The organism is Chryseobacterium sp. Marseille-Q3244 (assembly GCF_940807095.1).
In the GTDB taxonomy this organism is placed as follows: domain Bacteria; phylum Bacteroidota; class Bacteroidia; order Flavobacteriales; family Weeksellaceae; genus Chryseobacterium.
In genome coordinates, this window is record NZ_CALNWX010000004.1 from 22,390 (window position 1) to 38,559 (window position 16,170).

The window sequence follows — 16,170 nt, forward strand, 5'->3', positions numbered from 1 at the left end:
TTATTGCTTATTTTCTTTCCAAGTGTGAGAGTTATCTTCCAGTATTTCTTTGCCCCATAAAGGAACTTCTTTCTTAATCCTATCAACCATTTCATCACAGGCGTTGATGGCTTCCTTACGATGCGCAGCTGAAGTGAAAACGAAGAGGCAGATTTCACCCACCTTGATTTCCCCCAACGAATGGTAAATATGTGCACAGGTTAACCCATATTTTGCAATAATCTCTTCACGGATCTCATGTGCCTTTTCAAGAGCCATTTCTTTGTAAGCTGTAAAATGTATTGCTTGAACTTTTTTCTTGTCAATCATATCTTCGCGGATCTGACCAAGAAAAATACTGTGTCCGCCAATCGTGGTTTTGACCGTATGCTTGGTAATGCTTTCAGCAACGAATATTGGATTGATAGGACCTTCGATAAAAATATCTTTGATTTTTTTCATTGTAAAATTGATTTTATGCCTGATTTAAAATGTTTTATTTCTTTATCCGGAAAATGACTTTTTAAAAGTTTTACCGCTTTCTGACTCCTGATTCCTGAAACACATACAAAACAGATCGATGTATAGCCATTCAATCTTTCCAAATTTTCTTCAAGTGTGCCAAATGGAAGTTCTAAAATCTTCATTGCTGAAATTTTAGGCTGTTCGTCCTCTTCTCTTACATCGATCAAAATGCTTTTGTCATGATTTAAAAACGATTGAAGTTCTGAAAATGAATTTATTTCATCATTTTTATTAAGACTACAGAATTCTTCATAATCAAAATTTTGAAATTCTTCGATGGTTTTTGGTCCCGCTTTTTCTTGATTTTCATTAAATTTAATTTTCATTGATTGATAATTTTTGGTATTAAAAATCAGTAACTGATGAATCAAAGTCTCGGCTGAACCGCTTAATAACTTGATGACTTCATTCGCCTGAAAAGTTCCGATAACAGCCGAATGCGTAGGCAAAACTCCCGCTTCATTACAATTTGGAACTTCACTCTGATTGGGCGGAACCGGAAATAAATCTCTATAATTGGTCATTTGATCTTCCTTCTCCACATTGAAGACCGAAACCTGACCTTCATCTCGAAAAAGAGATGCATAGACCAAAGGTTTTTTCATCAGATAGCAGGCGTCGTTCAATAAATACCTTGTGGCAAAATTATCTGTACAGTCTACCACTACATCAAAATTATGGATGATCGACAAAACATTTTTATTTGTTATCATTTCCTGAAATGCTATAATATCGATCTCAGAGTTGATTTTACTTAAATGTTCTACAGCAGCAATAACCTTAGGCACTCCTACATCCTGTTCACTATATAAATACTGACGATGAAGATTCTCAAATTCTATGGTGTCAAAATCCGCTACTCCAACCACTCCTACTCCCGTAGATACCAAAATCTGCATCACAGGACATCCCAGGCCACCCGCTCCGACCACCAAAACCGAAGATCTTGAAAGTTTTTCCTGTGTAGAAATTCCGAAACCCGGAAGTATGATCTGTCTGTTATATCTTTTTATATTCATTTTAATTAAATTTTAACCACCTGAATACGGCGGTAATAATGCGATTTCAGATGTATCAGATATCAGTTGGTTATTATCTGCTTTTAATCCGTCAACAGCAACCAAAAAAGTAGTTTCTTTTAATCTTGGAAATTCTTTATCAAGCATCAATTTCAGCTCAGCGATGGATATATTGTTTTCCAAAGAAAAATTATATTCATCGGTATTAAAGATCTCCGTAAGTTTTCCAAATATTTTTAGTTTCATTTTAATTAAATTTAAAAATGATAATTCACTGCTGTAATGAAGTTTCTGCCCTCTTTTGGATAGCCATAAGAAAGGTAATAATTTCGATCGAATAAATTTCTAACACCAAAATCGAAGTTGACTTCTTTGACAATATTTACCGATAATTTTGCATTAAGCGTGTATCCGAATTTTGCACTCAATCTCACATCCATAGATTCAGAATTCACTCTTTCTAATGATGGTTGCAACTGTGTTCTGTCAAATTTTCTTGAAATCAGATAATTATCAACTTTCAATAAAGAAGCAGAACCCATTATGTAAAATTTATCTTGTCTGGTTCCGATGTTGAGCGCCGTAAAATAAGAATTCACACCCGTTCCGTCTGCAAAACCAACGCCCGATTGACCATCAATATCCAAAGCTTTGATAGGTTTTCTGGATACTATGTTCACAGCTCCACCCATCGTATTTGATCCGTATTGCACGCAAACCAAACCTTTTTTCCACAGAAATACTGTTAATGTCAAAAGTCGTAAAACGGCTCAAATCAAAATTGCCATCATAAGGCGTGTAAATAGGAATGCCATCAAAAAAAACAGGCGTTCTTAGCGAGTTGAATCCCCTAACCAAAATACTTCCCTCGTTTCTTGCATCCATTTGCGTAATGCTTACTCCGGGTAAAAGATTGACCGCATCTACAACATTCGTTTTATTAAAATCCTGAATCAACTGCGTATCAATCTTATGAATTGGGCCTTCATTTTTCTCTTTTCCAAAGATATTCACTTCCTGGATTTCGTAATAATTCTTTACAGAATCTACCTTTGTTTTTTCCTGTGCGAACACGTTCAATGATAGCAGAATTGCTCCTGCCACTGCATAATTCTTATTCATTGCTATAAATTTTTGTTGAATATAATTTCTGCATTCCGGAAGTTTTCGGGCGTATTTATATTTAAAAGTTGATGCTCAAAACTGTCTTCGAAATCTATGTAATGAGCGTTTTGTTGTTCCAGAAAGCTCGTCATTCTGAGGTTTCCGTTGTCGATGGTTTTCTTTAAATCATTCAGAATAGAAAAAGGATAAATGCCCAAAACCGGATATATTTTTTCGCCAAAACGCACGACATTAATTCTGTATTCTACTTTTTTTTGAAGAATATTTTCAATCAAATCCGAAGAAACGAAGGGCATATCGCAACTGCAAACAAAAATATCTTCCTGGCAAAATTCTAAGGCGGAGCGAATTCCACCCATCGGACCTTTTTGTGTTGTAACATCTTTAATAATGCCCTTCGAAATTGGATAATTTGAATGATTTCCTGAAATAAAAATCTCATCAAAAACAAAAGACAAATTATCGATAATGTGCTGTATCAAGGTTTTTCTGCCCAAAATCATCGAGGCTTTATCTTGTCCCATTCTGGAGCTTTTGCCTCCTGCTATAATGATGGCTTTCATTTTTTTGATTTTATTTAAAATTTTTAAACATCAAAAAATCTCATCTTCAGAAAATTTCATAAAATATTCCTCGGCTGTTTTGAATTTTTCCACAATTTTTTTTCCGTAATCTGTGAGTGAACTTTTTCCACCGGATTTCCCACCCGCTTCTTTGATGACGATTTCTTTGGACGAATTGGCGTTGATGTCCCGCACAATTCCCCACGCCTTTCGATACGGAATTTACAAAATTTTTGAGGCTTCTGTGATAGAACCCAACTCGTCAATTTGTTCTAAAAGTCGGGCTCTTCCGATGCCGATATTCAGTCCGGATTCGGTTTCAATCCAGATTCTGCCTTTGATTTTCAGACTTTCCATATTTTGACTTTTTCTCCGATGTTGATTTCAGTTGCGCCGTCGGGAAACTCCACCAAACAGTTGGCTTGTGCTACAGAATCCATTTTATAAGATTCCTGTGCGTTGAGAATGAGCACTTTTCCTTTTGTGTAAAATGCTTTCAGAAACTGGGTTTGATCCTTGTTTTTCTTCTTTGCAAAAGATTCCGAAATGGCAAAATCTTGTTCTTCATCAAACTCTTTTCGTCCAAAACAACCGAGCAAAAACGGCTTCACATATTGATGATAGCAGGAGAAAACAGAAGCGGGATTTCCGGGCAACGCAAAAACAAATTTCTCTTCAAGTTTTCCGAAGTACAAAGGTTTTCCGGGTTTCTGTCTTATTTTATAAAATAATTCTGAAACACCTATTTTTTCCAAAGCCGGTTTCACATAATCATAATCTCCGACAGAAATCCCACCGGTAATTAATAAAATATCCACCGTTTCTAAGCCATTTTTTATAGCAGAAAAAGTTGCTTCTTCAGTATCTCCTACGTGATAGACGAACGAAAACTGATGATTGATTTCAGATAAAGCTGATTGAAGTGTGTACGTATTAGAATTGTAAATTTCGCCATCCAGAAGTGGTTTTCCTATTTCTACTAACTCATTTCCGGTATACAAAAGTCCTATATTTAATTTTTTGTAAACTCCTATTTTCTCAATTCCAAATCCTGCCAAAAACCCGATGACTGCGTGATTGACCAACGTATTTTCTTCAATTATTTTTGTTCCGACTTTGGTTTGAGAACCTTTCAAACGAATATTTTCACCTTTTGAAATTTCATCATCATTAAATTGAATTCGGTCGACAATTCTGGTCGTTTTTTCCTGCATAATCACGGTATCGACACCATCAGGAATTTTTGCTCCCGTAAAAATGCGCACGGCTTCTCCTCTATTCAAAACAAAATCGATTTTTGAAATCCCAGCTGGAATAATTTCAGTGACATTTAATTCTGAAAAATCTGCCAAATCATCAAATCGAAATCCATAACCATCCATCGCAGAATTGTCGAAAGACGGAACATCTAATGTTGCAAAAATCGGTTCTGAGGTGTAAGAACCTTGTGCTTCTAAAATTGAGAGCGTCACTTTTTCTGTACGAAAAATTTGTGTTTCGATTATTTTTTTAGCTTCAGAAACGGAGATGAAATGGTTCATTTTTGATGAATGTTGAATGTTTGATGATGGAAGATGGAAGTCTTTAAGGTAATTTCTTACACAATTTCGACTTATTTCACTCGGGTTACTTCGATGCTTTTCAGCCATTTTACGTGGCGCGAACCGGTTTTCGTATCAGTCATACTTACTAAAATCATTTCTCCTTTTTCTTTCAGCGGTTTTCCGTTTTGCTCAAACAATACGAATACTTTTTCGCCAGTCGGATTGTTGAATAATTCTGCCCAGGAAAAGGTGGCTTTGTAATCGTCTGAAGCTCTTGCAACGATGTAGAAATTGCGGTCTTTATGCTCTTGTTGTGCGATTTTTGCTTTTTCCAAAATGTCGGTTAGCAAAACTCCTTTTGTAGATTCTACGCTATCTTTGGTCAATCCTGTCTGGCAAACAATTTTGAAATCGTTGAGTTCTACGACTTTCATTTTTTTCAAAGAATCGACCGTTAAAGTCAATGGTGTTACGACATCCCCTGTTACTTTTATTTCTTTACTCACATATTTTAAATCATCTTTCTCGTCGTGTTTGTGGTTTTCTTTTTCTTCAGAATGTTTTTGAGAAGTTTTTGCAGAATTATCCGTCGCTGGATTGGTTGCTTCAGATTTTTTGCATTGTACCATTGTGACTGCAATCATCACAATCGTAATCAAATTGGATAATATTTTCATTGGTAATTATTTACGAATTGTCTGAAATCTTATCGTTATGTTTTTTTTATCCTATCGGTTGGCAAAATTTTTATCCGCCAATTTTTATCATACTTCTGTTGATGATTTTTTGGTTGTTTACATTTTCCATTTCGGAGAATTGTCCGCCTTTTTCTTTATGTTTTTTGATGATTCCCAATTTGATCAGTTCAGTTAAACTTTCATTATTTCTGAAAGATTTTAACAAATCAAATTCATCTGCGCCGAAAAGACAATTTTTCATTTTTCCGTCGGATGTGATGCGGATTCGGTTACAACCAGCACAAAATGAGTTGCTCATTGTGGAAATCAAACCAAAAACGCCCTTACTTTCTGCATCAATTCTGTATTTTCTTGACGTATCATTTTTATGGTCTTCCACCTTTTCGAAAGTGAAATGTTCTGAAACCAAAGTGAGCATTTCGGAAATCGGAATGACTTTATTTTTCTCCCAAGAATTCCCTGTGAAAGGCATAAATTCTATAAACCTCAACTCAATCGGATAATGATGAGAAAGTGCGATAAATTCTGGGATTTCGTCTTCATTAAAACCTCGCATTACAACAACATTTAGTTTTACATTGAACCCACGTTTTATGCTTTCTTTAATATTGTCCCAAACCGTTTGAAAAAGATCTCTTTTTGTAATATATTTAAACTTTTCCCGGTCGAGCGAATCGATACTGATATTGAGATTTTTGATGTTACATTCAGCAAGCAAATCAAAATATTTATGAAGCAGCACACCATTGGTTGTAATCCCAATATTCGCTCCCAATGTAGAAAGTTGTTTAATAATGGTCTCAAAATCATTTCTTACCAAAGGTTCACCACCTGTAATTCTGATCTTATTGATATTAAATTGTTGTACAAAAATTTTAGAAATTTCGAAAATTTCCTGACTGTTCATCAACTCGATGGATGGTGTGCTTTTGAACGGTTCATCGGGCATACAATACAGACATCGGAAATTGCAACTATCGGTAATCGAGAGTCGGAGATAATCATGTTTTCGTCCGAAGGAATCGAGTAAATCAGTAGGCTTTGTCATCGTTTTCAGCTTCTGAATTTTTGATTTGTCCAGTCGGAATATCGGGTACATATCTCAAAAAGAAAATAGTACACAGAAATATAACAACAGAACCGATTGCGGAATACCAAGCAAAATCGATATGTTCTTTGTCTAAAGCTTTGTTAATGGTTCCGAACAAAAGCCACATCTGCATACTGACCAACAAGATGTAAATGCTGATGATGGCAACCAACATCTCGTTGACGCGGAATGTTACTTTTTTGATGGGTTTCTTTCGTATTGACATTTTGTTATTTTTTAATTTATTTTGAACCGTCGAATTGTTGCAACCCGGCTTAACGGTAATCCTTTTTTCGTTGAGAAAAGCCTATGCAAAAAAGATTGACTTCCTCGAACCACTTTCGTAGGTCTGGGAGTGAAATACGGAAATTGTTGCCTAAATAATCATCGTTCTATCCGTGACCGTGCGTTTCCTTGGCTTCTTTGATGAAATCTGTCACGAAAATTTTATCATCTTTGATGACAACCGTTAATTGTGGAAGAGGTCTTGGTGGCGGGCCTTGAATGACAGAACCATCGTCGGGATTGAAAAAACCGTGATGACAAGGACATTCTATTACTTTTTCATCGTGATTGTATAGAACGGAACACGAAAGATGCGTGCATTTTTGCTCGAAAACCTTCCATTTGTCTTCGGCTAATCTGATAAGCATGTAAGGATTTCTGTGATCTTCGTTGATGTAGAAAGTCCGCATTCCTCCAATATTAAGGTCGGTGGTCAATCCCACGAAATATTCGCCGAGTTTTTCTTCTTTTTTGAAATAATTAAACACCGGAATCGCCACATTTGCTAATGCTAAAGTCCCAGAAAAAAAGGTAATGAGTTTGATGAATTCTTTGCGGGAAACGTAAGCTGCCTCTCGTTTTTTGATGGGGAAATCGGCTTTCCAGGCGGGGATTTTTTTATTATCTTCTGACATAGTACTATGATTAAAAAACTTTTAATTCTTCGCTGCCTTTCGGCATCATTATATTCACTTTGGTATTCACGACTTCTTTCCCGAAAATAAAGCGGTTGACTGGCGAACTGTTTGGTCTTTTCTTCGCAACATTTTCTCTGGTATCAAAGGTTAATGCGCCACTCGGACAAACTGTTGCACACATTGGCTTGAGTCCAGTACTTGTTCTGTCGTAGCACATGTTGCATTTCATCATCAGCATTGCGCTTTGGTCCGGAATCTGTGGAACTCCGAACGGACAACCGATGACACAATTGGCACAACCGATGCATTTGGAAGTATCTGCCGTGTGTACGATTCCATATTCGTCTTTTGTGATTGCGTCTGCCGGACAAACGTTTGCGCAAATCGGGTCTTCGCAGTGCATACAAACCTGAACTGTGGTCTGAATCGTCTCTGCTCTGTCAACATAATGAATATGAATCATCGAGGTTTCTCCGTTGGTTTCACACTCCGCACAAGCCATCTCGCACGAGTGACAGCCGATGCATCGCTGCATATCCACGAAAAACTCCATATCATTAAATTTTTCAAATTGCTCCGCCATAATTTTTTAAAATTTAATATTGAATATCTCTACTTTGGTTGGCAAATTCTTTTGAATTTTCACCTTTTTTTCGTCCTGTTTTTTCCACTTTGCAGGCACAAACTTTAAACTCGGGAATTTTTGAAACCGGGTCCAAAGCATCGACCGTTAATTGGTTTGCAGAATTGACTCCGCCCCAATGATAAGGAATGAAAACAGTGTCTTGTCTGATGGTCTCCACCACATTTGCAGGAAATAATGCGCTTCCTCGTCTTGTAGAAACTTTAATTAAATCATTTTCTTCGATGCCATATTTCGCTGCCAGTTTTGGATGGATTTCCAATAATGGTTCGGGATACAAATCAACTAATTTCCCAATTCTTCTTGTCTGAGAACCGCTTAAATATTGGCTTACAACTCTACCCGTTGTCAACACAATCGGATAATCTTCGTCTGGTTCTTCGGTTGGTTTTTTATAAGGCGTTGGGTTGAAATGCGCTTTTTTATCATTGGTATTGAAAACCTTGTCTTCCCAAAGTCTCGGTGTTCCGGGATGATCTTCGGTAGGACAAGGCCAGAAAATTCCGAGATTTTTTTCTACTCTTTCGTAAGTAATTCCGTAATAATCTGCGGCGCTTCCCCTGGATGCAACTCTTAATTCATTAAAAGTTTCTTCGCTGTTTTTATAATTAAATTTATCTCCTTCGCCTAATCTTCTGGCGAGTTCCATTAAAATTTCGCTGTCCCGTTTTGCTTTTCCGGGTGGATCAACTACTGCACGGATTCTGATAACGCGACCTTCTGCAGAAGTTGTTGTTCCTTCTTCCTCTTCCTGCAATGAACCAGCGAGAATAATGTTGGCGTGGCGCAAAGTTTCTGATAAAAAGAAATCAATTCCGGCGTAAAACTCTAATTTTTCTAATGCTGCACGAACGTTACTGTTATTTGGCAAAGAAACCAAAGGATTAAAACAAATTGAAAGTAAACCTTTAATCTCGCCTCGGTTGATAGCTTCAATAATTTCATAAGCACTTAAACCTTTTCCGGGCATATCTTCTTCTTTGATTCCCCAGACATTGGCAACAAATTTTCGATGTTCGGGATTTTCGATGTCTCTGTTTCCTGGAAGTTGGTCGCATTTGTGACCGTGTTCACGACCGCCTTGTCCGTTCCCTTGCCCTGTAATCGTCCCGTAACCGCAATAAGGTTTCCCGATTCTACCGGTTGCTAAAACTAAATTGATACAGCTTGAAACATTTTGAACGCCTTTAGAATGATGTTCGATTCCACGAGCGTGCATCAGAAAACTTGTTTTGGCTTTACCCCACATTTCTGCGGCTTTATAAATTAATTCTTTCGGAATTCCGGTTACTTCTTCTCCCCATTCCAAAGTGCAATCTTTTACAGCTTCGGCAGTTTCTTCAAATCCTGAAGTGTAATTATGAATAAAATCGTTATCCAGCCAATTATTATCAATTAAAACTTTCAACATTGTATTCGTCAATGCAGAATCGGTTCCGGGTCTCAATGGCAGATGAATATCGGCAGTTCTGGCAATCGGAATCTGACGTGGGTCGATGACAATCAATTTGGCTCCGTTATCACGAGCTTCCCAGATTTTATGGGTTAAAACTGGGAAACATTCGCTCACATTTGCTCCGGTAATGATGATGACTTCTGCGTGCGCCAAATCTGCCCAACTGTTGGAAGACCTGTCCATTCCAAAGGCTTTTTTGTTTCCTGCACCTGCACTCACCATACAAAGACGACCGTTGTAATCGAGGTTTGCGGTTTTCAAAGCAACTCGGGCAAATTTCCCGATCATATAACTTTTCTCATTGGTAAGAGAAACGCCGGACAACATTGCGAAAGAATTTTTTCCGTATTTTTCCTGTATTCTTTTAATTTCATTAATCACAACATCGTACGCTTCATCCCATTCTATCGGCACAAAACCTTTACCTTCTACTCTTTTGTATGGCGAAAGCAAACGGTCCGGATGATTATCCTGCATATAGCGCTGAACACCTTTTGGACAAAGTCTACCCTCATTAAAAGGGAAATCGTTCCAAGGTTCAAAACCTACGACTTTTTTGTCTTTTACTTTTAATTGAATGCCACATTGCAAACCACAAAAACAGCAATGCGTTTTTACCAAAGCATCAGGATTTTGAGGATTAGACCTCACTGTACCTTTGTTTGGATAATGTTTGTGCGGTCCGAAAACATTGATGATTTCGTCGGCTGTTACAGGTAATTTTGCCATTTTATTTTAAATTTTAACCAAAATAAGTTCCAGATTCTTGTCGTGCTTTTAGATGTGCTTTTGCAAGCATTGCCCGTTTTCCTTCCGGGCTGAAATCTAAATAACTTTTCCCCTCTTCATTTTCTAAATCGAATCCCATTTCCTGGGTTATTTCTTTTAAATCTTCGATGTGCATTGAAGTTGTGTATTCGTCGCCTGTGTGTGGACAAGTTTGCATTCCACGGCGCTTTCCTTCTATTTTATAGATATTTGCACCAACTTGTGCCGGTCTTTGAAAAATGTGAAAAAACTTCCCGAACGGAATCCACATCAGAAACATTGCAACCGTAATTGCGTGTGTGATTGCCATAAACTGGCTCATTTTTCCTTCGAGATAAGAGTAATCAAACCAAATTCCCAAACCAGTGACGGAAACTGCAACGAGTAAAATCAATGGAAGCCAATCTCTTTCGAACCATTGTGTTGCGATTAATCCCTCGTCTACAAATCTTCTGTGCATCATAATTAAGCAACCTATTATCACCATAATAGCAGTCCAAACCAAAATATGGAAAAGGATAAGTGCCATCACAGTATTAAGTGGAAAAGTCATTACTGTAATCCCCATCATATGGGTTTCATACATATCCGTTGTTCCAGCTTTTAACGTAAAGTGCATCCAGCCAAAGGTGAGCCCGAAAGTAACTCCGAAAGAAATTAAACATCCCGTTGCTAAAAGAAAGTGACCTAGCCATCGCATTCTTCCTCTTGGCATAATAAACCTTTGAAAGAGAATGTTGCGTACAGAAAGACGAATCACCTCTTTCATATAGATTGGATAATCTTTACTGAAGATAAATTCCCAGGTGCGTTTCCAATACTTTTGTGTAGCCGGACGCTGCTTCCAAACAGAATGATGGTAAACTACGCCAAAGGTCATACTTATTGTTCCGAAAAAGTATATGATCAAGGCTGCGTCAAAATTCTGTAAATTCAGAGAGCCTATCACTGTGATAGCAATTACAACGAACGTTGCAATAATAGCATTGAAAAATGCTTTCTTATTTATATTTGTAAAAATACTGAACATGTGCAAAGTTTTAAATGATAACTCACTTACAATCAAGAACCACTTTTTTTTCTTAAACAAAGATACAATAACCAATTTTTAAATAAGATACAGATGTCTTATTTAAAATCATTCAAAATAAATGATGTAAATAATATAAAATACCTAATTGATTAACAATAACTTGTATTTAATATGATTTACATCATATTTTAAAAATGAGTTGAAATTTCCCTTTTAATCTAGTTCCTATAAAAAAAACACCTCAAAAAAGGTGTTAAATGATGATAATATAAAAGTTAAACAAAATCTAACTTCAATTTCTCTAAGTCTGCAATCTTTATTCGTTTTCCTGAAAATATGAGGATATTTTCGTTTACCATTTCTGAAATTACCCGGTGCATAGTTTCATAGGTTGTTCCTATATATGCCGCCAAATCTGTCTTGGTTAGTTCAGCTTTTAAAACATTGTCTTTATCAAGTCCTAAATGATCAATAAGATATAAAAGGTTAATGATAAAACGTTTCTTTACAGACAACTGAAATAAACTTGCCATCTTTTGTTCAGACCAGTGCAGTTCCTCTGCGTAAAACATCATCAATTCATAAGCAAAAGTATTATTGGTTTTCAACAAGGTTTTAAAAAAATCCAGTTCTACAAAGCAGAGAACAGAATCTATCATTGCCGTGGCAGAAATTGGAGAAAGTAAATTAGCCGTCGAAATTCCGCGGTGTCCGACTATATCGCCTTTTTTACCAAATCTCACAATCATTTCACGCTCTTCCCAATGCTTATGAACTTTTACAAAACCATCCTGTATAAAGTAAACTCCTGACATCTCATTCCCTTCCTCTATGAATTTTTGCCCCTTTTTAACCTTGATCAAAAACCTTTTTAGGTCAATCATCTGCCACCAATCCTGCGTTATGTTTTGACACATAAAACACGTATGACTACATTCACTTAATTTTTTATTCATAGTTGAAAACTGAAGGATGTACTGCAAATGTAGATGAATACACTTTGAATAACAAATAAACACATTAAAATGCGTCTTGGCTTAAAAGATTAGTGAAGAAAATATTTGTTTAATATTTCTCCAGATCTTAAATCTTTTAATATTTGATTCGTTTTTAACTTATCGAGTCCACCTAAACTTGAAATCCATTTTCCAGTTTTAATGAAATCTAGAATATTTAATGATTCAGGGTATTTTCTTTGGATTTGTTTTTCATTCAAACCCGTGTACAAAGCGACTTTTAAACGAAATTTTTTTTACGATATTTATTAAAATTAGCAATTCCAAACAACTCCATTCTCCACCCATAAAAATTACACATGTAATTGTTTCACTATATTTTAAAAGTAATTTTTCAAACGTCTCGGGATTTAGTATTTTTCCATTTTCTGGATTCCAGAGATGCTCAGAATGACAAAGAGGAAAGAAAAATGTTTATTATTACTACCATTGTAATTCCAAATGTGGTTACAGGCATAGTTCCAGTAAAGTAAACTTGGCATTTGAAAATGAACTCCCTAAATACGAATATCATGATGGAATTAATAAATTACTAAAAGAAGTCATCTTAACAAATTTTAAATACATACAGAAAAATATTGATCTTCAGAAAAAAGAAATTTCTGAGCAGATTGTTAATTTGAATAATCGTTTAGATAGCGCAAGAGAAAAATATTTACAAGATCGATTAGATTTTGATGATTATCAGATTATCAAAAATGAAAGTAAGCAGAAAATTGATAATTTAGAAATGGCCTTGCAAAATCAAAAACTTTCAAGTAAAAATACTGATATAAAAGTTAAACTTGAACAAGTACTGGATATTTTGCCAAACCTTTCTCAACTGTATATAAAAGGCGATAATTATACAAAAAGTTCGATATTGTGTTCGATATTGGCTGAAAAATTGGAATTTCAAGAAACAGCATTTCGAACACCTAAATTGAATTCAGCATTAGCTCAAATACTATTGATTAGCAATCAATTACGAAGTAAAAAAAAAGGAAAAACCACTCCTAAAAGTAATTTTTCCCGCCAAGTGACTCAAAGGTACATTTTCCAAAAAATTTTGTAGAAGATTTAAATGAAATTGCGAAACTCGTAGTACTCTTGCCATATTAAATCTACAATGAGCAAAGTAACAAAAAGAACAAAGTTAAAAATTATATTATTTCTACTCTGCATAATCTAACTAGGGAGCGAAGCGATTTTCTGAAAAAACTAATTAAGCAGACAAAAAATACAATTCTTAGCTAGTTCCGTTAAAAGTTCAATGATGAATAAATTTAAAATTAAGAAATTAATCTTTATCTAATAAAAAATCTCTAATTGTAATTTTTGCAAGTGCATGAAGAAATTCTAAAATTTCAGAAGCCTCGTCTTTTGAGACACTTATCCCAGAATCTTTAAGTATTTTAATTGCTTGATCCAAGGATATTTCACGAAACTTCATAAATGATGACAGATCAGATTTGTTTGAACTGTCGATAAATAATTGTTTATTTATTTTGCCGTTAGACACTATTGATTATTATTTATTTAAAAGAAAGAGACTTACTTTCCATCAATTATAAAAGTTGTTGATAAAAGCTTACAATTCTCTTTTAATTCTCAATAAAAATCGACAATAAATCCGAAAGAAAATACTATCATTAAGATCAAAATATTATTCAAGATTCATATGGTATAACAATGTCTTGATAGAGATGATTTTGGTATAAAGAATAATATTCTAGATATAGAAAGACTAAGATTATGGCTACAAAAAATCCTCTAAAGCTATCGTTGTTATAGGATTAATATTGTCAAAACGTCGCCAAAATGATGTAGCATTTTATCTAATTGCACGTCCCATTACCAATATTGTTAAAAATTGTAAATACGCTGGAATATTTTATGCAGAATTGCTGGCACTTGATATATTTTAACTCCTAGCCTGTAATAGCCAAAATATCTAAGTATTTTATGCATTTTCAAATATAGAAACAGTTTAAGCCTTTCCTCTAAGCTTGAAAAAGTCATCCGGCATGGCTTTGATATCTTCATTATCATCAAAGTTTGTAGACTTTAAAAATTGGGTAATAAAATCTCCATTCTTTACTACATCAGTTTTGACAAAAGTATCTCTAAAAGAAGGATAATTAGGAACGATAACATTCTCGTTAAATTTGCTTTTTTTCAAGGCATATTCTTTAAGGCATTTAACTAAATCAAACTGGTTATTATAATATATTAATTCAACCAAAGAATTTAAGTCAAGCATTGTTAAATTATGAACTTTCTTAAAGCCAGTGTCTAATTCTTTCATTTTTTCAGACATTTTAATTCCTAAATAATGTTCTAATGAAGGGATATTATAAAACGCATTTGAAACAACCAAAACTGGGTATATTTCAATAGTATGGGTTTTAATTTTTTTATTGATGATAAATTCATCAAAATAGCTATTACCTTTGAGTCTTTTAATCATTGAAATTAATTGAGAAACACCTTTCTTTTCAACAAAATTTTTATCTAATATTTTCTCAACCTCATCGTAGTTATAAATGGAATCCAATTTATTGATACTTTCATAATCCTTAAATTCAAATAAGAAAATATGCCTATTATTAAATATCATACCATCTATCAATGACTTATCAGTATCATTAAATATAATTTTGTAATATTTATTTTTTAAAGACTGTTGAATAAGGTTTCTGAATAATATCTCTTCTCCACCCTTTTCAGCATATTCGGAGGAGAAATCATTATAAGAATTAAAAGCATTATATTCTTCAGTCAAAAACTGGAAAGCTTTGAACTTAATCTTATGATAAAAGTATAGAAACAAGTAGGCTTTATTTAATACGAAATAACCATTCTGATCATCAGAGTCTTTAAGCAATGGAAAATATTTGAGCTCAATTTTATTCTTATTGAATAAGCTGTTTATACATAGCTCTTCACAAAATTCTTTTATTTGAATTTCATTTGAGTTTTCTGGATTAAGACGTATATAGTTTTTATCGTCTAGATAGTTTAATAAAGATAGCTGGTCAAAAATGTATTTATCTAGACCATTAATATTATATTTTTCTTCAAACTTCTGTAGAAAGCCTGAGTAATTTCTGCACAAGTATTCAAATAAAGATCGTAACCTAGCAAAGATAAAGAGCTGATGGTATACAAAATCGAAATCTATGGTTTTTGCAGTAATAATAAATTGAGATAAACTTTTAAAATACGCTGGTGGAATATCATCCATAAATTTGTTTCCAGGATAAACTTCTGTATTAAAAAGTAAATACGCTTTAATAAAAGGAAATGACTCAAAGTCAGGGTCTGCTTTTTCTTTCAGATAAACATAATTTTCAACAATTTTTTTGATTAACAAACTATTTGCTTTCGTATTAAAAATACATTTTTCTTCATTAATACTGGAGTCAGAGTTCTTTTTATCTAAGATACTTAATATCCTACTGATTTCGTGCCTATATTTCTTTTTCTCAGCATTTGATAATGACTGTATTAGGTTATCTTCAAAAGACTCTCCCTCATCAAGAGATTGATTTATAGCACAAACAGTTATTAGTAAAACATCAGGATCTATTCCTGTTAAAAAGTCTAAGACATTTCTTTTTTCGATTTTTTCTGGAAAAATATCTTTCCAACCAAGAGCAACAACTAATTTTAAGTATCTTCGACTTTTCAATTTTCTCATTTTTGATTTCAGTGGTAACAACAATAAATTAAGTATATTAAGTCTTTAGACATCAAAAATATTAATACTTTAACTATTGAGATTTTAAGATTATTATTGATAAGCA

General features: G+C 34.4%; 19 protein-coding genes. 1 reads left to right on the plus strand and 18 read right to left on the minus strand.

The window, feature by feature from the left end:
• From NBX25_RS08260 to NBX25_RS08330, 16 genes are all read right to left on the minus strand, one after another.
• Complete coding sequence (locus NBX25_RS08260; protein ID WP_002978650.1) at nucleotides 1-441, minus strand: molybdenum cofactor biosynthesis protein MoaE; 441 nt, start codon at nucleotides 439-441, stop codon at nucleotides 1-3.
• Nucleotides 438-1,523 carry a HesA/MoeB/ThiF family protein gene (locus NBX25_RS08265; protein WP_002978648.1) on the minus strand — a complete coding sequence of 362 codons (1,086 nt, stop codon included), beginning with the start codon at nucleotides 1,521-1,523 and terminating at the stop codon, nucleotides 438-440. Before NBX25_RS08265 ends, NBX25_RS08260 begins: the two co-directional genes overlap by 4 nt.
• Before the next feature lie 12 nt (nucleotides 1,524-1,535).
• Nucleotides 1,536-1,769 carry a MoaD/ThiS family protein gene (locus NBX25_RS08270; RefSeq protein WP_002978646.1) on the minus strand — a complete coding sequence of 78 codons (234 nt, stop codon included), beginning with the start codon at nucleotides 1,767-1,769 and terminating at the stop codon, nucleotides 1,536-1,538.
• A gap of 11 nt (nucleotides 1,770-1,780) precedes the next feature.
• The gene (locus tag NBX25_RS08275; protein WP_164465341.1) at nucleotides 1,781-2,203 is read right to left on the minus strand and encodes a TonB-dependent receptor; all 423 of its coding nucleotides are present in this window, start codon (nucleotides 2,201-2,203) and stop codon (nucleotides 1,781-1,783) included.
• On the minus strand, nucleotides 2,160-2,645 hold the full coding sequence (locus NBX25_RS08280; RefSeq protein WP_002978642.1) for a Plug domain-containing protein: 486 nt from the start codon (nucleotides 2,643-2,645) through the stop codon (nucleotides 2,160-2,162). Before NBX25_RS08280 ends, NBX25_RS08275 begins: the two co-directional genes overlap by 44 nt.
• A gap of 2 nt (nucleotides 2,646-2,647) precedes the next feature.
• On the minus strand, nucleotides 2,648-3,211 hold the full coding sequence (locus NBX25_RS08285) for a molybdenum cofactor guanylyltransferase (RefSeq protein WP_002978641.1): 564 nt from the start codon (nucleotides 3,209-3,211) through the stop codon (nucleotides 2,648-2,650).
• Nucleotides 3,212-3,433: 222 nt separating this feature from the next.
• On the minus strand, nucleotides 3,434-3,568 hold the full coding sequence (locus tag NBX25_RS24675) for a hypothetical protein (RefSeq protein ID WP_002978637.1): 135 nt from the start codon (nucleotides 3,566-3,568) through the stop codon (nucleotides 3,434-3,436).
• Complete coding sequence (locus NBX25_RS08290) at nucleotides 3,556-4,752, minus strand: molybdopterin molybdotransferase MoeA (RefSeq protein WP_002978635.1); 1,197 nt, start codon at nucleotides 4,750-4,752, stop codon at nucleotides 3,556-3,558. The genes NBX25_RS24675 and NBX25_RS08290 overlap by 13 nt, the downstream gene beginning before the upstream one ends.
• A 71-nt stretch (nucleotides 4,753-4,823) precedes the next feature.
• Nucleotides 4,824-5,432: a molybdopterin-dependent oxidoreductase gene (locus NBX25_RS08295; protein ID WP_002978633.1), complete on the minus strand. Its 609-nt coding sequence runs from the start codon at nucleotides 5,430-5,432 to the stop codon at nucleotides 4,824-4,826.
• Between the two features lie 70 nt (nucleotides 5,433-5,502).
• Nucleotides 5,503-6,501: a GTP 3',8-cyclase MoaA gene (gene moaA / locus NBX25_RS08300; RefSeq protein WP_041461448.1), complete on the minus strand. Its 999-nt coding sequence runs from the start codon at nucleotides 6,499-6,501 to the stop codon at nucleotides 5,503-5,505.
• Nucleotides 6,485-6,769, minus strand: coding sequence for a DUF6755 family protein (locus NBX25_RS08305; protein ID WP_002978629.1), 285 nt, complete (start codon nucleotides 6,767-6,769; stop codon nucleotides 6,485-6,487). Before NBX25_RS08305 ends, moaA begins: the two co-directional genes overlap by 17 nt.
• 166 nt (nucleotides 6,770-6,935) lie before the next feature.
• Nucleotides 6,936-7,463: a QcrA and Rieske domain-containing protein gene (locus tag NBX25_RS08310; RefSeq protein ID WP_002978627.1), complete on the minus strand. Its 528-nt coding sequence runs from the start codon at nucleotides 7,461-7,463 to the stop codon at nucleotides 6,936-6,938.
• Between the two features lie 10 nt (nucleotides 7,464-7,473).
• Nucleotides 7,474-8,049, minus strand: a complete 576-nt coding sequence (locus NBX25_RS08315; RefSeq protein WP_002978625.1) for a 4Fe-4S dicluster domain-containing protein — start codon at nucleotides 8,047-8,049, stop codon at nucleotides 7,474-7,476.
• Between the two features lie 13 nt (nucleotides 8,050-8,062).
• Nucleotides 8,063-10,294 carry a molybdopterin oxidoreductase family protein gene (locus tag NBX25_RS08320; protein WP_002978623.1) on the minus strand — a complete coding sequence of 744 codons (2,232 nt, stop codon included), beginning with the start codon at nucleotides 10,292-10,294 and terminating at the stop codon, nucleotides 8,063-8,065.
• Between the two features lie 13 nt (nucleotides 10,295-10,307).
• Nucleotides 10,308-11,363, minus strand: coding sequence for a hypothetical protein (locus tag NBX25_RS08325; RefSeq protein WP_029292686.1), 1,056 nt, complete (start codon nucleotides 11,361-11,363; stop codon nucleotides 10,308-10,310).
• A 278-nt stretch (nucleotides 11,364-11,641) separates the two neighbouring features.
• Nucleotides 11,642-12,322: a Crp/Fnr family transcriptional regulator gene (locus tag NBX25_RS08330; protein WP_041461447.1), complete on the minus strand. Its 681-nt coding sequence runs from the start codon at nucleotides 12,320-12,322 to the stop codon at nucleotides 11,642-11,644.
• A gap of 535 nt (nucleotides 12,323-12,857) precedes the next feature.
• On the opposite strand from NBX25_RS08330, the gene NBX25_RS08335 reads away from it, so the two are divergent.
• Entirely contained in the window at nucleotides 12,858-13,436 is a 579-nt protein-coding gene (locus NBX25_RS08335) for a hypothetical protein (RefSeq protein WP_002978616.1), read from the plus strand.
• Nucleotides 13,437-13,661: 225 nt separating this feature from the next.
• Here NBX25_RS08335 and NBX25_RS08340 read toward each other — a convergent pair whose 3' ends face one another.
• Together NBX25_RS08340 and NBX25_RS08345 are read right to left on the minus strand one after the other, a co-directional pair.
• Nucleotides 13,662-13,883 (minus strand): hypothetical protein, encoded by a 222-nt coding sequence (locus NBX25_RS08340; protein WP_002978614.1) that lies wholly within the window; start codon nucleotides 13,881-13,883, stop codon nucleotides 13,662-13,664.
• A gap of 468 nt (nucleotides 13,884-14,351) precedes the next feature.
• Nucleotides 14,352-16,064 (minus strand): hypothetical protein, encoded by a 1,713-nt coding sequence (locus tag NBX25_RS08345; protein ID WP_002978612.1) that lies wholly within the window; start codon nucleotides 16,062-16,064, stop codon nucleotides 14,352-14,354.
• Nucleotides 16,065-16,170 lie beyond the last annotated feature (106 nt).

What these genes read in the sequence shown, in the direction of transcription:
- NBX25_RS08330 (WP_041461447.1), bottom strand. Translation starts at nt 12,322, where the DNA reads ATGAATAAAAAATTAAGTGAATGTAGTCATACGTGTTTTATGTGTCAA.
- NBX25_RS08260 (WP_002978650.1), bottom strand. Translation starts at nt 441, where the DNA reads ATGAAAAAAATCAAAGATATTTTTATCGAAGGTCCTATCAATCCAATA.
- NBX25_RS08280 (WP_002978642.1), bottom strand. Translation starts at nt 2,645, where the DNA reads ATGAATAAGAATTATGCAGTGGCAGGAGCAATTCTGCTATCATTGAAC.
- NBX25_RS08285 (WP_002978641.1), bottom strand. Translation starts at nt 3,211, where the DNA reads ATGAAAGCCATCATTATAGCAGGAGGCAAAAGCTCCAGAATGGGACAA.
- NBX25_RS08345 (WP_002978612.1), bottom strand. Translation starts at nt 16,064, where the DNA reads ATGAGAAAATTGAAAAGTCGAAGATACTTAAAATTAGTTGTTGCTCTT.
- NBX25_RS08265 (WP_002978648.1), bottom strand. Translation starts at nt 1,523, where the DNA reads ATGAATATAAAAAGATATAACAGACAGATCATACTTCCGGGTTTCGGA.
- NBX25_RS08315 (WP_002978625.1), bottom strand. Translation starts at nt 8,049, where the DNA reads ATGGCGGAGCAATTTGAAAAATTTAATGATATGGAGTTTTTCGTGGAT.
- NBX25_RS08270 (WP_002978646.1), bottom strand. Translation starts at nt 1,769, where the DNA reads ATGAAACTAAAAATATTTGGAAAACTTACGGAGATCTTTAATACCGAT.
- NBX25_RS08320 (WP_002978623.1), bottom strand. Translation starts at nt 10,294, where the DNA reads ATGGCAAAATTACCTGTAACAGCCGACGAAATCATCAATGTTTTCGGA.
- NBX25_RS08325 (WP_029292686.1), bottom strand. Translation starts at nt 11,363, where the DNA reads ATGTTCAGTATTTTTACAAATATAAATAAGAAAGCATTTTTCAATGCT.
- NBX25_RS08290 (WP_002978635.1), bottom strand. Translation starts at nt 4,752, where the DNA reads ATGAACCATTTCATCTCCGTTTCTGAAGCTAAAAAAATAATCGAAACA.
- NBX25_RS24675 (WP_002978637.1), bottom strand. Translation starts at nt 3,568, where the DNA reads ATGGAAAGTCTGAAAATCAAAGGCAGAATCTGGATTGAAACCGAATCC.
- NBX25_RS08310 (WP_002978627.1), bottom strand. Translation starts at nt 7,463, where the DNA reads ATGTCAGAAGATAATAAAAAAATCCCCGCCTGGAAAGCCGATTTCCCC.
- NBX25_RS08295 (WP_002978633.1), bottom strand. Translation starts at nt 5,432, where the DNA reads ATGAAAATATTATCCAATTTGATTACGATTGTGATGATTGCAGTCACA.
- NBX25_RS08305 (WP_002978629.1), bottom strand. Translation starts at nt 6,769, where the DNA reads ATGTCAATACGAAAGAAACCCATCAAAAAAGTAACATTCCGCGTCAAC.
- moaA (WP_041461448.1), bottom strand. Translation starts at nt 6,501, where the DNA reads ATGACAAAGCCTACTGATTTACTCGATTCCTTCGGACGAAAACATGAT.